Source organism: Mycobacterium shunyiense (assembly GCF_058270075.1).
In genome coordinates, this window is sequence record NZ_JBZDPU010000011.1 from 1 (window position 1) to 14,559 (window position 14,559).

Consider the following 14,559-nt stretch of genomic DNA (forward strand, 5'->3'; position numbering starts at 1 on the left):
GTTGACCTGCTAGAACAGTCATTGGTCAAGATCTACCTATGATGCATTTGATGCAAATGTCGCATCTTTGACGAGTGCCTTGATTCGCTCAGGCCGGAAACCTGACCAGTGCTCGTTGCCGGCCACCACGACGGGCGCCTGCAGGTAGCCCAGGCTCATCACGTAGTCGCGGGCCTCGTCGTCTGCGGTGATGTCGACCTTCTCGAACTCGATGCCCTGCTTTTCCAGGGCCTTGTAGGTGGCATTGCACTGCACGCAGGCAGGCTTGGTGTAGACGGTGATGGTCATTTGCGACTCCTCATGTAGTGAATAGAGAAAGCATTCCTCGTATTCCTCCATATTAATACGAGAAGGCCACTTATGCAATAACTGTAGCAAATTTCAACCAGTCATTTTAGCGTTATTCACCTCGATGGCTATTTGGCAATTCATCCGCTTTCGCAATCATTATCGCGGAAGGTGCGGCGGTCCCTCTATTCCATGCGATTGCTCTGCCCGGCACCTGTTTAGCGTCACATTTGATGCGAGCTGGCTGCGGCGGTGACGCTCCATAGGCGTTCTCGCTCGCGATCCTCAAGATTCGAGTGCCACCGCATGTAGGTGCTGGGATTTTTGCGATATAGCAATGTCGTATTGAGGGGCGTCAGTGAAATCACGCCGGATCACTCCAGGGTGAGTTTCCGAATGTCAAGACGGCATTACAGCTGGTCGGTGCCCGAGGTGGAGGTAAAGGGAGGTGGTCAATTCCAGTGCTCGATGCCAACGCTGACCTGGTGTCGGCCGTCTGCGTCGGTGTGGTGCTGTTCGTGGCAGGCAAGGGAGCGCAGTGCGGTGGCGACGAGGTCTGGTAGTTGGCCGGCAGTGGCGGTTTCGTGTGTGACGCTGGCAAGCCATACGAAGGGATCGGCGGTCGCGGTGCGGATGTCGGTCGGATAGATCGCGATGTGCCAGCCAACGTGGACGTTGTGGGTTTCGAGGGCGAGACGTTGGGCCAGGGGAGTGATGTTGGCGGAGTAGTCGCTGATCCATAGCCAGTCGCCGGTTTCCAGCCGGGATCGGAAGTACGTGCACCGGCCGCCGGCGTCGACCACCTGCAGTGCGATGCCGAAGCGGTGGCGGATTTCGTCGAGAATGGCGTCGAAACCGCGACTGTCAGCGTGCCCGGCGTCGTTTCCGTTGCGGGCTCGGCGGCGCATTGACCGCCCGTGGGTCAGCACGGTGGCCGTCCCGTGATTTGGCAGCGGGTGGCGTGGTCGGGCACCAGGTGCCCGACGATGTCAGCGGCGATGTCGACGAGCTCGGTAAGCAAGTCGCGGACTTTCTCGTCCCGGGCGGTGCTGAGGTGGTCCTGGCTACTGCGCAGGTCGCAGAGCTCGTCGCGCAGCGGGAACCAGTCGGCGAGCAACTCGATGACGGGGCGAGTGATGTGGTGGGCGGTGGCGGGCATGATCGGGCCTTTCGGGTGGTTGGGCAGAGAGTGGTTGTGGCGTTCACCGGAGGTGGGGGACGGGTGGTCTCCCCACCTCCGGGAAGGGTCAGGACAGGAGGCGTATCGCGTGACCGCCGAGCCATTGGGAGACGTTGCTGCTGACGGCGTTGCCGAAGCCCATCGTTTGCTCAGCTTTGTTTCCCATCGCCCGGTAGGTATCCGGAAAGCGTTGGGCCCGAGCGTGCTCACGGGGGGTGAGCATCCGGAAACGGCAATCTGCCACGTCGATCGTCGCTCCGGAGACAAGTCCGGCCGAGTCGCGGGTGGCCACGGTGTGCAGGGGTTCGCGGGTGGTCTTGGCGGTGCCTTTGCGGAACGGGACGACCAGGCTGATCGGCGGCTGCTGCGGGCAGGTGGCATTGGGCGGCACTGTCAGGGCCTGGTGACCGCCACCTCCGGATCCTGTCGTGACCGTCGCCAGGGGGTCGGCAATGCTGGTCGCATCGGCGTGATTGCGTAGCACCGTGATCCACGGTTGCGGGGTGAACAGGCCCTCGGTGTCGCGTGTGGTACGGGCCCGCATCGGGACATCGGTGGTGATGGCGGTGTCGTTCCAGGTTCCGCCAGCGGGCACCAGCATCGGGGGTACGGCCATGCCGTCGCCGATCTTGGTCGAGCGTGTCGGCATGGGCGCGGCAGATACCGGGTAGGACCGTGAGTCTCCGTCAGCGCCATGGTTGGTCGCGACGATGGTCGGTTCGGCGAACATTTCGATTCCGGCCCGAATGCGCCGCATCGTGGAGGCGGCCAGGGCCTTGCGGCGATCACCGATCCGCTCACCCAGGTTGCTCCAGTCGATGGCGGCGGCCGCAGGCAGGACGAACGGCTCGACGATGTTGTGGCGGCAGGAGGCGTTTGGGCACCGGTACACGTACTGCTGGCGGTACTTGCCGATGCGGCGGCGGTCGGGGCGCTTCCACGATTGGACGGCGGGGTTGACGGCTTCGCACAAGGGGCACCAGGCCAGGGGGCGGGGCCGAATCTCGTCCATGGGCACGCCTTTACGGGCGAACAGAAAGTACATGCGATCGCGCCATTGCGGGGCGAACGGGTTGGTGTCGTCACCGATGTGGGCCGAGGACACGGACACGAACTGGTGGCTGTAGCCGAGGGTGTCCATGGCGGTCAGCCAGACGTCGAACAGTTCCCATCGGGCCGCCTCGACCACGTTCTCGACGAAAACCAGGTCGTAGCGGTGCACTTCGGTGGCTCGCACGACATCCCAGAAGGTGGCGCGGGTGCGGTCGCGGCCGGCCGAGGGGACGTGGCCCTCGTCTTCGAGAAGCGACAGCTGGGTCCGGGGCGCGGCCGTGCCGCCAGCGGGTGAGAGTTCGGTGCAGATGGGCGATGCCCACAAGATGTCGGTCTTGGGCATGCGGCGCATGTCGTAGTTGGAGACGTCGGCGATGATGTGGTCGGCACTTGGGAAATTGAGTGCATGGGTGGCTATCGCCAGGTCCCAGTGATTTGCTCCGAGCGCCAATGTGAGGCCCGCGTTTTCCAGGCCGATGCTCGAACCTCCGAAGCCGCAGAAGATGTCGGTGTAGGTAATGCCGGTCGGCTTTCCGCTGGGTCGCCAGTCAGAGTTTGCTGAGTCCAGGGCGCTGCGGATGTCGGCGAACTGTTCTGCGGTGAGAGCGGGAGCGTCCACGATGTTCATGCGATTACCTCACGGGGATGGGGTGCGAAGGCGGGGGCACTTTCTGATGTTGTCTATAGTCTACATCAACTGTTGCCCATAGGCAACACTTAGATGGTTCCTGGTTCGCTTCGTACCGCGTGAGTCATGTTGTTGCGCAGGCACTTGGGGGATCTCGGCACTCAGTCGGCTGGCTCCCACGAGCTGGTGTAGGTCACGACGGTGCGGGCCACGACTTCCACGTACCCCGCCGGGAAACCCCAGTACTGCGCTTCGGGGTGGGTGGCCCACTGACGTGCCTGGTTCTCGTTGGGAGCTTGCGTGATGTGTCCGCGCTTGGATGTGAGCGCAGGAGAGTCGCGCAGCCAGCGCACGCCCCATTCGGTGCGTTCCACACGTTTGCCGCGCTCAGCTCGACCCGGGAGGTCGAACAGAGGAAGAGTCATGGTGTGACCGTGAAGAGCTCGAGTTGACCGATCGGCAGCAGGCCAGGCATCACCTCGTTGGGCCGGAAGAGCCCCGAAGCGCCGTCGCCGAATTTCACGTTCACGTGGTTGGGGGTGATATCTGCGATCACACCGGATTTCACAGTTCCCGGGCCGAGGACCACCTTGACGTGCTGGTCGATGCTGAACTCATCCAGCGAGGTAGCGCAATGGCCGGCGCATTCATTGTCGGCGCCGTCCAGGTCGTCCTCGACCATGATGAATCCCAGTGCGCGATCGAGGGCACGATCTTGCCACTCCTGGATCCGGCGCAGCTCGCGGTAGTGGGCGTCAACTTCCGCGTCGGTCGGGTGGTACCTGCCGCCGTAGATCGGGTCACCTTCGTTGCGTCGGCGGCATTCGGCCTCCCGACCGCAGCGGCACCAATCGCGTCGGATGTTCTCGGCGTTGAATGCGCGACGCACTGCGCGAAGTTCGTCGGTCACCTCCTGGGGCAGGCTGCGCGCGTACCGGTTGAGTTGCGCGGTAGTGACTGTCACTGATTTGACTGGCGGCCTTCCGATGTCGGTGGTCCACCACGGGGACACGATTTTGCCTCTGCCGCAGGTGTAGCCGTTCGCTAGCCATTCGGGTCCTCCGTCGATACGGTGCCCTGTGCTGCTAGAGAGGCGTGACATCAAATCCGCGACACCGTCAGGCCCGAGCAGGCAGTCACGCATTGCCCATCCGCCGATTGAGCGCAGCAGCCACCGTTGGTCCTCGGTCAACGACGGCCTAGCCATCACGCATCACCCCTGCGAGAACGGCAGGTGCCACAGCACGTGCACACCGCGAGGTGGGCCCGAGTGAAGCCACTTGCGGAGCGTCCGTGAGGATTTCGAGCCGTCGTAGCCATGATGGCTACCCCCTTCCGATGTTGGCGTGTTGCCTATAGGCTACCGTCGCTGTAGACTATAGGCAACATCAACGAGGGGGTTTGATCTCAGATGAGCAGCACCGTAGCCGAATTCACACCACGCCTGGCCGGGCTGAACGAGGATGAGCGGACACCGACGGTGTGCGTCTCTTTCGGCATGGGACTGGACAGTTCAGCGTTGCTCGCGCGGTGGTTGACCGACCCATCCAGTCGCGACTTTGCACTCGAAGACATGGTTGTCCTCACCGCGATGACCGGCCACGAGAGCGCAGCCACCATCAGCGCAGTGACCCGTCATCTGTTGCCGCTGTTGCGAGCCCACTCCGTGCGGTTCATCCAGATCGCGCGCAGTCAACGCAAGACCACCCGAATCGGCGACGGCGTAGTGGTCCTCGAAGATTCTCGGTTCCCCCGTGAACTTCACGCCAAAGGCCTCTACACTCTGGGCGATGAAATGCGTGCGGCAGCAACACTTCCGCAGCGCGGGGGCGCCAGGTTGTGCTCGGTTCACTCTAAGGGAGACCTATTGGATCCGGTGATCGCCCGGATCACCAGGGGTCGGCCATTCCGGCACGTGATTGGTTTCGAGGCCAACGAACGGGCCCGGGCCGACAAGGATCGCCTCTTCGATAGCGCGCTGCGGACCGGTTGGTATCCATTGCGTGATTGGGGCTGGACCCGAGTGGATTGCCACGACTTCGTCGTCGACACCTTTGGTGAGCCGATTCCCAAGTCCTGCTGCGGGTTCTGTGTCTTCGCGATGAGCACAGCCAACGGGCGAGCGGCGACGGTGCAACGGTACCGGCAGGAACCGGAGCTGGGCGTAGAAGCACTCGTGCTCGAGCACTTGGCGCGAAGCATCAACCCGTCCCAAACACTCATCGAGGGCAGCAGCGCCGCTGACCTGGTCGCGACCGCAGGACTGACAGAAGTGCAGCAACGTTTCGAGCTCCAACTGGCCACGTGTGACTGGTCACTGTATGAGGTGCGGCGGCTGGTGCGCCCGGGCCGCAGCGGAGGGAAGGGGATCACCGCGCGGTCCCTGCGCGTCACTTCGACCGGCTCACGAGACCAGATGACACGCGAACTCGCATCCCGACCAGGAAGACGTGTGCAGGGCGCCGACGGCATCGTGCGCCACATTCTGCGCGACCGAGCGACCGACCCGTCCAACGTCGATCACCTCTATGTCGCGGCGCCGGCCGGCGGCCTGGACAAACAGCGCCCCGGTTTCGAACAGTGGTGGCAGGAGGTCACCGGCGATGCCTTGTTCTGACATCTCCCCAGACCCGTCAGCGCTTGTAGACTATGAGCGACAAGAATGCTGGGATACCGACCAGAGGACGTTCGTGGGTGCCACCGGAGATTTTGACGAAGCAGCAGTGCAGGCGCGCGTTGGCGCAAACATCAGGCTTCGGCGCGAAAAGGTCGGTCTGAGCCAGGGCGCGCTGGCCGAACGCGCGGGCATCCATCGGACGTTTCTCAACCAGCTGGAGAACGGTCACCGTGGGTGCACCGTCACTGTGCTGGCTCGGTTGGCCATAGAACTTGACACCAGCGCCTCGGTGCTGGTGCTTGACATCGTGTAGCCATGGCAGACGGGCATGCCCAGGAGCAAATCACCGTCTCCTCACTGGCGTTCAGGGATTTGCCGGCTGGCCCCGCAGAGCTGCGTGACGAGCTGCCGCTCGTGGCCACCGTGCTGCGGGTCATCCCAGGGCCACAAGGCCGAGGCGAATTTTGGTGCGCCAGGCTCGAACGTCCCGTCAAGTACCGAATTGGCGATGCGTTCGACACCACGCGTTGCCAGCCGGAGTTCCTCGGCCACGACAGCGAGGGTCCGTTTTTGTGGATCCAAATCATCGTGATGAGCGCACACCACCCTGGGCAGCGAATACAACCAGGAATCACCACCGGTATGCAGGTAGACGTCGCCTATGTCGTGGACCTCACGCTTGGGCAGGACAGCGCTCTCGATCCGGCAAAGGTTGACTACGCTGGCATCGCCATCGTCGACGACCAGCCAGGGCTGCTCGCTGTTCGTGCCGGTCTCATCGACCGAGTCCAGTCGCTGGTCTCAGCGCTCAAGGAGCTCTCTGGCCAGGACCTGGCCGACCACGTGCCACAACCGTTGGGCCCCAACGCCGTCCAGGGCGACAAGCTGTACGCGATCACCTCTGCCCATCTGCGCTATTACGACGGATCGCACGACATAGGCCAGGGCTGGCGGTCAACAACAGACCCCGACGAACTCTTGTACTGGATTGCCGACGACCTCGCGCGCCACGCCGCGTGGGAATGGACTCAGCGCACTCCGTCTGCGGTGCGCATGGACCAGCACCAGCTTCGGGACTTGCTCTGGATTCCGCAATGGCTATTGCTGTTGACTGCGCTGGATCCGAGGTGGGCGCAACGCACCCGCCGCAGCGTTCTCGGCTAAATGTGCCATTCCATCCGAGATCTAGTGCCGTCGAGCTCGTCGTCAGTGCTCATGGGCTGATGATCCGTCCTTGCGGTTACCGCACGTCGAGATTGCTCAAGGCTGCTGACGTGAGCGGACTCCTGCCCTCTGTGCAAGTCGCTCGGGGCCGACGTAGAAGTACAGGCTGTTGGCTTCGTTGATGGTGGAGGCGGTGTCAAGGGGCTGCGCCGCGAGCCGGCTGACGGTTGCGGCTACAGCGCTGGCGAAGTACTCGGGCCATTGCACCGTTCGAATGGCCGTCACAGGTTGCTCTCCCCGAGCTAAACCGACAGCGACATCGACGTGCGATCCGGGCATGACCGCGGGCATGCCCGGCGTCTTGCCCGCAAGGGTGTCGCGCTGTGGATTGAAAAGGAAAAACTCCCACGGCATACTGCCGAATCGGCAACTTAGGATCCCGTGGTGGCGTCCGTCGCCCCACGCGAAACGTGCCTCTGCTGTGTGGAATTGGTCGAGCTGCTCCGGTGTCGGAGCGATGTCCACGATCAGAACGCACCCTTCAGTGGTCAACACCAGTTCTTGGCCCGGCCACCGTCGCACACCCGAGTCGTACACCTCGCCGACACGCAGCCGCAATGGATCTACCGTGCAAACAGCCTCGGCCGCCGGCCGCAGGACCGGAAGGCCCAGGCACAAAGACGTGAGGTTGCAGGCGTCGCCGCCAGCCGCCAGCTCATGCCGCTCTGTCATGGTGTCGATTCTCCCAGCGATCGCAACTGCGCACTCGGCCCATCGCCCGGTGTAGCACTGGCCTTCGTGCAGGTTCAACACGAAGCCACGAGTGCCTACCGGGCCGATTGACCCCGCGAAAGCACTGCGGCCCGGGCCGACAACCTGACCAGCTGTCAGCCAGCGACGGACGCTCGGCGGTGCGCGCGCACCCGGCACGCGGGCGAGCAGTAAACGCGGCGGCGTCCCGATCGCGCCTGTCGAATGACCCCTTCACACACCGGGCAAACGCGCGTTTCGTTACATGCGCGCTCGCTGGGCTCCATTTCGTTACAGGTCACCTCGGGGAGACTGAATATGTCCACGTCAGCGATGGCGACGGTCGCAAGTGGGCGGTTGGACCAGAGCACTTCGGTGCGCCCTTTGTAGACCCCACCCTGGCTGGTCGCGGTCGTCAGTTCAACTCGGTACCAATCGGCATACAGCTCGTTGTCATAGAGCGTGGACGCGTACCCAGAGAGGACGACCGTTGCCGCGCACGAATGCAAGGACTCAGCCAGCTCCCGATGCTCGGCCGGCGACAGCATCTCGTTGCGGTAGTTGCGTTCTCGGACATCACCGACATAAGGGGGGTCCACGTACATCAACGTGCGCCGCCCCTTGCCATAGGCGGTGATCATGTCGAGACCTGCGCGGCACTCCAGCGACACCGACCGAATCCGTTCGGCAACGGACTCCATTCGCCGCACGTACCCGTCAAGGCGTCGCGGCATCGAGGTGTGCGCGAAGTCCGCGGAGTCGAAACGCCAGCCGGTTGGGCGCAAGGTTCCGGTGCGTCCCTGTGCCAGGCAAATCCAGATCCGGCGGGCACGTTCGAGGTCATCCAAGTCTGCAGGCCGGTTCAGGGCCGCTTTGCGCTCGGCTCGTGAGTGAGGGGTCAGCGCGCAGTGCCGTGCCAACTGTTCGGGACGCTCGCGCAGCATCCTCCAGAAGTGCACTATGTCGCCGTCCAGGTCGTTCACTGTTTCGAGACGACTTGGCTTCTTAGCCAACAGCACTGACAGTCCGCCAGCATACGGTTCGACGTAGTGGGTGTGCTCGGGAAGCATGGCGGCGATCGTCGCGGCGATCTTCTGCTTGCCGCCGAAGTATGCGAACGGCGGACGCAAAGCTGGCGTTGCCAACGTTCCCCCCTGGGGCTCAAATCTATAGAAGTTTGGGTGGGCTAAAGCAGCTCGGGAGACGTGTCCGCTGCCCCCTCGTCGAAATGGCCGACGAAGCGGTAGTAGACCTCGGTGTCAGTGGCATGGGGGTAAGCGTGGTCGCGCAGATATACCAGGACCGCTGGCCGTGCCGTTTCATCGTGGCAAATCGCTCGGGATAATCCGACGGATGTGCGGCGGTCAGGCACGCCACATAGCCGTCCATGCTGCCTCCGCGGTAATGCTTGTGTCCCTTGCAGCCAGAGCGACCATTCGGACAGTTCGACATCGTGTACTCGCTCTCGCTTCCTCAACCAGGTTGGGCGGGTCGGGACTGGGGGTTCGAGGACACCATTTCGTTGTGGTGCCAGGATGTTTGAAAGCACTGAACTCGGTTCACAACGCAGGGCTGGTTGGGCTGATCGGTGCTGGGGATCCACCCGACGGATTCGAGAAGGCGGTCGACGGTTGGCAGGAGCTGTTCGGGGAGCGCAGGTCCGAAGCTTACGAGCTCCGACACCGCCAGCGCTGCTGTGGTGTGTGCGACCCACCTCGGTGCGGGCACGACGTCGATCGCAATGAGAACCCGGGACCCTTCGCCGGCGGCGCGGAGCCGATCGATCACGCCTGCCAGGTGCAGCAGTTCGCCGGGCCGATGGGGACCGAATGCGCTCTGTGCCTGGTTCAGCCAGTGAACAAGGTTGATGTCAGCCCACATCCGGATATCACCGAAGCCTGGAGATTCGCAACATCCGACTCGCGGGGGCCACATGGTGTCATCGTGACGGGGAAACGTATCGGCGAGAACTACCTCGCTCGCCAGTGGCTGAGGAACCCCGAGCGCTGCCAAGCGTTCGGTCAACGCCCTCGCAGAAGAGGACCGGCCAGAAACATATCCGTGGGCCGTGGGGATGGGGAGCTGGCGCATTGTCGTTACTTCTTGACTGAGTCGACGTGGCCGTTGCAGGGAGGTCCCCAGATGCCGCGATGTAGTTCTTGGGCCTCGTGTTCAGCCGCGGCGATCTGGGGCTGAAGGCTCACCGGACGGTGGTTGAAGACGTAGTTTCGGGCGATGCCGGCTCGTGCAGCTTCGATTGAGTAGTTCCATCCGTCTGAGCGCTGTATGTAAGCGAGGGTGCGACCGTACTTGTCACGCGGGTCCAAAGAGGCATCAGAGATGATGGCTACTCGATGTCCGGTCAGCATGCGGTCGGCATAGTCAGCGGCTTCGACGGCTCCGCATCCAACTGTCCAGCCTGGCTTGTGCAGTTCGGGCGTATCGATTCCCGCGATCCTGACGCGCAGGCGGCCGCGGTGGTCGTCGCGCACATCGATCGTGTCACCGTCGACGGCACGCAGAACGGTCGCGGTCGGCGGCTGGGGAGGTCGGTCTGCGGGCGCGTGCGGGGGCAGGCTGCATGCCGCGGCAACGGCAACGATGGGTACGGCTGCCCCTGTTCGCCTGATGGCCGAGATCGCCGGGCTGGGCAGCCACCACGTTGCGCCTATGGTCATATTACGCATAGTAAAGCACTCGTGAACGATTCTAAAGCAGTCGTCCCGGTTGCCGTTCCCTAGACGATTTGGGAGACATTTGACGAGATAAAGGCACTGCTAGTCTGAGGCATGGCCGTGGGCACCAAGGAATTTGGGCAATTCGTTCGCATGATGCACTCTGAGGCTGGGTTGCGGCGCGGGAGGGGCGAAGCGGACCTGCCGAGCTCGCGCAGTGGGGTACTGGCCAGTGTTGAAGCTGGCAATCGAGTTGAATTTTCCGAACAGGCGCTAGCCCAGTTAGATGCCGATATGTGTTGGCCCAGCAACCTGAGCACCCTGCTGTTGGAAAGCGACTCCTACCACGTGAGCGCGCACATCAGACGACTGTCGTTCGGCTCGGTTGCAGACCTGCAACGCGAAAACGGCTACCGAGCACCAATTATCGGGGTCCTGCCCGCCGACGGCCGGCCGGTGACGATGCCTACTCAGCTGACAACAACGCTGCATCGCAACCTCGTGCTGAATATCGCTCACGCCTGGCGGAAAACCACTTTCATCGACATGTGCGCCTACGACCATCCCGACCACACGTTTCACCTCAAAGAGTTCTTCGCCCAATGGGAGGCATATACCGGTGGGCAGGCCTACACGACCATAAGCACCAACTTTCCGGGCACCGCCCTTGTGATTGATCCGGTTTCCGAGATCGACCGTATGCGCCGCGCGGAAAAGTTGATCGACCTGCTATCAACGACCGAGCTCACACACGAAGAAAAGACTCGCAAAGCATTCACGCTGGTATGGGCCGCAGCTCAAGCCAACCGCACCAAAGAAGCCGGGTTGACAGTATTGACCCGCCTCGCAGTGGATGGCCGTGACCCATCAACTCGGTCCATCGTGCTCGACAAGTTCCAGCCGGCCTGGCGTGAATCGGGGCTATCTGCAGCTGCGGCCGAACCCGATTGGGACGCAATTGACCTGTTCGCCGGGATCATGCGGGGCAGCGACACACTCACCGACGTCAGATTCACGCCCAACGGCGCTCAGGAGCCAGAGGTCATCACCATTGATGGCCCGACCATTTCACCAATCGCCGCACTCTTCGGCAAGCCCTCGCTCGTTCTGTATGACTCACGGATCAACCCAGAGGTGCCGACCATCGTCAACTGGTTTGGCTCGGTCTCACTTCCCACGCTCACAATCGCGGCTGACAACCACCACGTTCATCCAGACCCTGCCGGTGAGGGGGGCTATGTGCTGCGGCTGGCCGAGGCCAGACAAGGAAGCCACGTTGGCGAGCTCAGTAGCTACGGGGGCATCGACCCCTATGGCGCGCAGCCGAGACTGGATGGCTGGTTCGGCGACCGCACCCTAATACTGATGGACGATGAAGTAGCACAACGGGTGTACGTGCCACAAGGGCTCTACTGAACTGTTGTGGCGATCTTCCTACAGGCGCACGTCAGCGGCCAGAACAGTGTCGAATCCGGTTCCTGGATGCGGCACGTCACCCAGCCGGGCGGGCACATCACCGGGGGAGAGGTACCGGCGATGTGGCTGCTGAGGTGCGTATCAGAGGCGGCCATCCAGTCGGCGTTTGACCGGCCACCGCATGTCGGGTGCCACCGCTACGGTTGGTCACTATGGCCCGACCACTGCCGTTGTTTCCGCCGCCGCTGGGGAATCGGTCTGACGTTGGTCCGTTCTATGCCTGGCTCGATGATCTGGCGTGCGAAACCGCACCAGTCCACGACCTACTCTCGGAGACCCTCAGCAGTTTTGCCCTCGATGGGCGTGAGCGCAGCATTTTGACTGCCAGATTTGGCCTTGGCGGCCAGGATCGTGTCACGTTGCAGGCGATAGGCGAACAGCACTCGATCTCTCGTGAGCGGGTCCGCCAGCTCGTCGACCGCTCTGTGACCCGCGTGCTGGGGCGGGCGCTCAAGTCAGTCGACAACGACGTGAGAACTGCCCGCGACTTGCTGACTCAAGAGTACGGACCGGGCGGGGACGTCGAGGCGCTTATTCGACGGCTCACTCTCGAAGCTTGCGCTACCGAGACAGGGCCATTGACGAAGAGTCTCGCGGTGATGAAACTGCGCCTTGCCGGGCACTGCGCATCTGGTACTCAGCAGATCGCCAAGGAAGTCCATTCGCGAGTCGCCAGAGTCCGCAAGCGGCTTCGGGAGCTAGAGAGCATTGAGCGCAAAGCGTCCGTAGCCGACAGCTACGCGAGTGCCCATCTGCAACGCTGGCTGAGCCATGTCGAGTGGCCGGCCGACACCACCGGTCCCTGCCGCCCGATTCCCGACCACGCAACTCGTCACGTCGATATCGACGAGGAAGGGCACGGCGCAACCTTTTTCGACAAACTCGGTCGCGAGGCGGCGTGGGATAGCCGGTTCGAGGCGAGGCTGTTGCGGATCTTGAATGACAGTAGTTTGGTGGCGATATTTCAAGAACAACCCGTGCGCGTCGGCTACCAATGGAAAGGTCAACCAAAGGCGTACTTTCCTGACGTGGTGGCACAGCTACGCGATGGCCGTACGGTTCTGATCGAGGCCAAACCGCTCTACGAGGTTGCGTACGCGATGAACCAGGACAAATTCGACGCAGCGCGCGCGTACGCACATAGTCAGGGATGGGGGTGGCTAGTGTGGACAGACCGCTGCAGTATTCCTGAGTTGGTAAGGCGCAATGTTGATCCTGTTCTGGCACAACGTGTCACGGAGACAGTCATGTCCGGCGACCTCGACTGGAGAGCTCTGCGACGTTTCGACGCTGAGGGCTTGGAGCTCCTGGACCTGATCGCATTGACGATCGCGAATCGCTGGCGGTGGGAGCGAGAACCGTTCCGGCTCACGGTTGCCCGCTCGGAAACCGAGCGTAACGCACGCGACCTGACCGCCAGCCCTCGACTTCAGGCGGGGTCATGAAGGTGAGCTTCGTCCCGATTTGTGAGAACCCTTCGATGCCTGGGGACGCAAGCCCACGCCTGTTACTTAGCCATAGCGAACGCCGACGGCGAGCGCGCACGACAACGCTCTGCGGAACTCGGCATCCCGAATCGCGCGGTCTGCGGGACCATGATTGCCCGCGGCGCTTCGGCGATCTGCGAGCTCGACGTGCTCGACCAGCTCGCGTATCCGCACGTGGTCGGCGGGAGCCCATGCCATCCCGGCAACCGATTCGATCAGCCGTCGCACCATGACTGCGTCCGGAGACAATGCTTGACTCATGGAGTTCAGTTTCGCCCATCCCCAGTAGCCTGCGAGCGGAAAAACGGCTCCACTTTTGGTTCCACAGAAGCTGGCCGTCGCATTCCGCTACCGTGGCGGGTATGGATGGGGATGATCGCCTGGGTGCACACGCGCCTGGTCAGCGCAGCTGGCCAGATTATCCGCCGCCCGTTATCAGCGTTCAAGGCCGCGAACTAGGCGTTTCCGGCCCCTTTGGTCCACTTGGCACGCCAGCGATCAATGATCGCCTGCGCCTCGTCAGCCGAGATCTCCTCATGATCAACGTCGTTGTGCCCCAAAAAGTACTTGCGTAGGTACTCGGTGGGATGCCACTGCAGGTCGCGGCCGAATGTTTCGTCGGTCGGCAGCGGGCTGGTGTGAACGCGCCGAACGAGACCCGACGGGTTCGCACGCGTTCGTCCGCCAGCCAGCTTTGCATAGTAGGTGGTGTTGGGCTCCAAGGGAATTGGCGGATCGACGCTGCCACCTTTGCTGTTTAGCTGGGTATCCTCGTTGGCCCACTTGGCACGCCAGCGATCAATGATCGCCTGCGCCTCGTCAGCCGAGATCTCCTCATGATCAACGTCGTTGTGCCCCAAAAAGTACTTGCGTAGGTACTCGGTGGGATGCCACTGCAGGTCGCGGCCGAATGTTTCGTCGGTCGGCAGCGGGCTGGTGTGAACGCGCCGAACGACTCCAGCCGGATCCTCGCGGGTGCCGCCAGCTGCCAATACGGCGTAATAGGTCAACCGCGGCTCAGTCATCTTGAACGCCACTTGTGGCATTAGCCCAGAATGGGCGACCTTCGCTGCCGGGCGGCCGCGACGCTTGCATGTGTCTGCTCATGATTACATCTTCGCTCGCCGGTCTGGCATACCGCGCCCACAAAATGGAACCGGCGAAGAACTTCATGAGCTGGCTCAGACCGGAGACACGGTGCTCGCCGTGGGGATTGCTCCAGCGTGGCGCCAGCCAGCCTC

The 14,559-nt window shown here is 62.6% G+C and carries 16 protein-coding genes; 5 read left to right on the forward strand and 11 right to left on the reverse strand.

The window, feature by feature from the left end; genetic code table 11:
• Positions 1 to 36 precede the first annotated feature (36 nt).
• The 6 genes from nrdH to AC4ELH_RS09010 form a co-directional block, all read right to left on the reverse strand.
• On the reverse strand, positions 37 to 288 hold the full coding sequence (nrdH, locus tag AC4ELH_RS08985; protein WP_498884149.1) for a glutaredoxin-like protein NrdH: 252 nt from the start codon (positions 286 to 288) through the stop codon (positions 37 to 39).
• Between the two features lie 452 nt (positions 289 to 740).
• Positions 741 to 1,196, reverse strand: coding sequence for a hypothetical protein (locus AC4ELH_RS08990; protein WP_498884151.1), 456 nt, complete (start codon positions 1,194 to 1,196; stop codon positions 741 to 743).
• A 14-nt stretch (positions 1,197 to 1,210) separates the two neighbouring features.
• Positions 1,211 to 1,447 (reverse strand): hypothetical protein, encoded by a 237-nt coding sequence (locus AC4ELH_RS08995; RefSeq protein ID WP_498884153.1) that lies wholly within the window; start codon positions 1,445 to 1,447, stop codon positions 1,211 to 1,213.
• An 88-nt stretch (positions 1,448 to 1,535) separates the two neighbouring features.
• Positions 1,536 to 3,149 (reverse strand): DNA cytosine methyltransferase, encoded by a 1,614-nt coding sequence (locus AC4ELH_RS09000; RefSeq protein WP_409552768.1) that lies wholly within the window; start codon positions 3,147 to 3,149, stop codon positions 1,536 to 1,538.
• A gap of 161 nt (positions 3,150 to 3,310) precedes the next feature.
• Positions 3,311 to 3,574, reverse strand: a complete 264-nt coding sequence (locus AC4ELH_RS09005) for a hypothetical protein (protein ID WP_409552769.1) — start codon at positions 3,572 to 3,574, stop codon at positions 3,311 to 3,313.
• Positions 3,571 to 4,113, reverse strand: coding sequence for a hypothetical protein (locus AC4ELH_RS09010; protein WP_498884155.1), 543 nt, complete (start codon positions 4,111 to 4,113; stop codon positions 3,571 to 3,573). Before AC4ELH_RS09010 ends, AC4ELH_RS09005 begins: the two co-directional genes overlap by 4 nt.
• A gap of 447 nt (positions 4,114 to 4,560) precedes the next feature.
• On the opposite strand from AC4ELH_RS09010, the gene AC4ELH_RS09015 reads away from it, so the two are divergent.
• The 3 genes from AC4ELH_RS09015 (at position 4,561) to AC4ELH_RS09025 (ending at position 6,930) form a co-directional block, all read left to right on the forward strand.
• Positions 4,561 to 5,766 carry a hypothetical protein gene (locus tag AC4ELH_RS09015; protein WP_498884157.1) on the forward strand — a complete coding sequence of 402 codons (1,206 nt, stop codon included), beginning with the start codon at positions 4,561 to 4,563 and terminating at the stop codon, positions 5,764 to 5,766.
• A gap of 106 nt (positions 5,767 to 5,872) precedes the next feature.
• Complete coding sequence (locus tag AC4ELH_RS09020; RefSeq protein WP_236734940.1) at positions 5,873 to 6,079, forward strand: helix-turn-helix domain-containing protein; 207 nt, start codon at positions 5,873 to 5,875, stop codon at positions 6,077 to 6,079.
• 2 nt (positions 6,080 to 6,081) lie between these two features.
• Positions 6,082 to 6,930 carry an Imm63 family immunity protein gene (locus AC4ELH_RS09025; protein ID WP_409552772.1) on the forward strand — a complete coding sequence of 283 codons (849 nt, stop codon included), beginning with the start codon at positions 6,082 to 6,084 and terminating at the stop codon, positions 6,928 to 6,930.
• A gap of 96 nt (positions 6,931 to 7,026) precedes the next feature.
• Here the strand turns inward: AC4ELH_RS09025 and AC4ELH_RS09030 are convergent, their stop codons facing one another.
• The 3 genes from AC4ELH_RS09030 to AC4ELH_RS09040 all read right to left on the reverse strand — a co-directional run bounded on the left by AC4ELH_RS09030 (position 7,027) and on the right by AC4ELH_RS09040 (position 10,358).
• Entirely contained in the window at positions 7,027 to 7,662 is a 636-nt protein-coding gene (locus AC4ELH_RS09030) for a hypothetical protein (protein ID WP_498884159.1), read from the reverse strand.
• A gap of 155 nt (positions 7,663 to 7,817) precedes the next feature.
• A complete protein-coding gene (locus AC4ELH_RS09035) occupies positions 7,818 to 8,825 on the reverse strand; it encodes a DNA adenine methylase (RefSeq protein WP_409552774.1) in 1,008 nt (335 codons plus the stop codon).
• Between the two features lie 951 nt (positions 8,826 to 9,776).
• A complete protein-coding gene (locus AC4ELH_RS09040; RefSeq protein ID WP_409552775.1) occupies positions 9,777 to 10,358 on the reverse strand; it encodes a thermonuclease family protein in 582 nt (193 codons plus the stop codon).
• 111 nt (positions 10,359 to 10,469) lie between these two features.
• Here AC4ELH_RS09040 and AC4ELH_RS09045 point away from each other — a divergent pair, with 111 nt between their 5' ends.
• Together AC4ELH_RS09045 and AC4ELH_RS09050 are read left to right on the forward strand one after the other, a co-directional pair.
• Positions 10,470 to 11,771: a hypothetical protein gene (locus AC4ELH_RS09045; RefSeq protein WP_498884162.1), complete on the forward strand. Its 1,302-nt coding sequence runs from the start codon at positions 10,470 to 10,472 to the stop codon at positions 11,769 to 11,771.
• Between the two features lie 212 nt (positions 11,772 to 11,983).
• Positions 11,984 to 13,276 (forward strand): Tn7 transposase TnsA N-terminal domain-containing protein, encoded by a 1,293-nt coding sequence (locus tag AC4ELH_RS09050; protein ID WP_498884163.1) that lies wholly within the window; start codon positions 11,984 to 11,986, stop codon positions 13,274 to 13,276.
• A 66-nt stretch (positions 13,277 to 13,342) separates the two neighbouring features.
• Here the strand turns inward: AC4ELH_RS09050 and AC4ELH_RS09055 are convergent, their stop codons facing one another.
• Positions 13,343 to 13,579: a hypothetical protein gene (locus tag AC4ELH_RS09055; RefSeq protein WP_409552778.1), complete on the reverse strand. Its 237-nt coding sequence runs from the start codon at positions 13,577 to 13,579 to the stop codon at positions 13,343 to 13,345.
• Positions 13,580 to 13,773: 194 nt separating this feature from the next.
• Entirely contained in the window at positions 13,774 to 14,364 is a 591-nt protein-coding gene (locus AC4ELH_RS09060; RefSeq protein ID WP_409552779.1) for a hypothetical protein, read from the reverse strand.
• Between the last annotated feature and the right edge of the window lie 195 nt (positions 14,365 to 14,559).

Coding starts and splice junctions, on each gene's coding strand:
- nrdH (WP_498884149.1), bottom strand. CDS start 288: ATGACCATCACCGTCTACACCAAGCCTGCCTGCGTGCAGTGCAATGCC.
- AC4ELH_RS08990 (WP_498884151.1), bottom strand. CDS start 1,196: ATGCGCCGCCGAGCCCGCAACGGAAACGACGCCGGGCACGCTGACAGT.
- AC4ELH_RS08995 (WP_498884153.1), bottom strand. CDS start 1,447: ATGCCCGCCACCGCCCACCACATCACTCGCCCCGTCATCGAGTTGCTC.
- AC4ELH_RS09000 (WP_409552768.1), bottom strand. CDS start 3,149: ATGAACATCGTGGACGCTCCCGCTCTCACCGCAGAACAGTTCGCCGAC.
- AC4ELH_RS09005 (WP_409552769.1), bottom strand. CDS start 3,574: ATGACTCTTCCTCTGTTCGACCTCCCGGGTCGAGCTGAGCGCGGCAAA.
- AC4ELH_RS09015 (WP_498884157.1), top strand. CDS start 4,561: ATGAGCAGCACCGTAGCCGAATTCACACCACGCCTGGCCGGGCTGAAC.
- AC4ELH_RS09025 (WP_409552772.1), top strand. CDS start 6,082: ATGGCAGACGGGCATGCCCAGGAGCAAATCACCGTCTCCTCACTGGCG.
- AC4ELH_RS09030 (WP_498884159.1), bottom strand. CDS start 7,662: ATGACAGAGCGGCATGAGCTGGCGGCTGGCGGCGACGCCTGCAACCTC.
- AC4ELH_RS09040 (WP_409552775.1), bottom strand. CDS start 10,358: ATGACCATAGGCGCAACGTGGTGGCTGCCCAGCCCGGCGATCTCGGCC.
- AC4ELH_RS09045 (WP_498884162.1), top strand. CDS start 10,470: ATGGCCGTGGGCACCAAGGAATTTGGGCAATTCGTTCGCATGATGCAC.
- AC4ELH_RS09050 (WP_498884163.1), top strand. CDS start 11,984: ATGGCCCGACCACTGCCGTTGTTTCCGCCGCCGCTGGGGAATCGGTCT.
- AC4ELH_RS09055 (WP_409552778.1), bottom strand. CDS start 13,579: ATGAGTCAAGCATTGTCTCCGGACGCAGTCATGGTGCGACGGCTGATC.
- AC4ELH_RS09060 (WP_409552779.1), bottom strand. CDS start 14,364: ATGCCACAAGTGGCGTTCAAGATGACTGAGCCGCGGTTGACCTATTAC.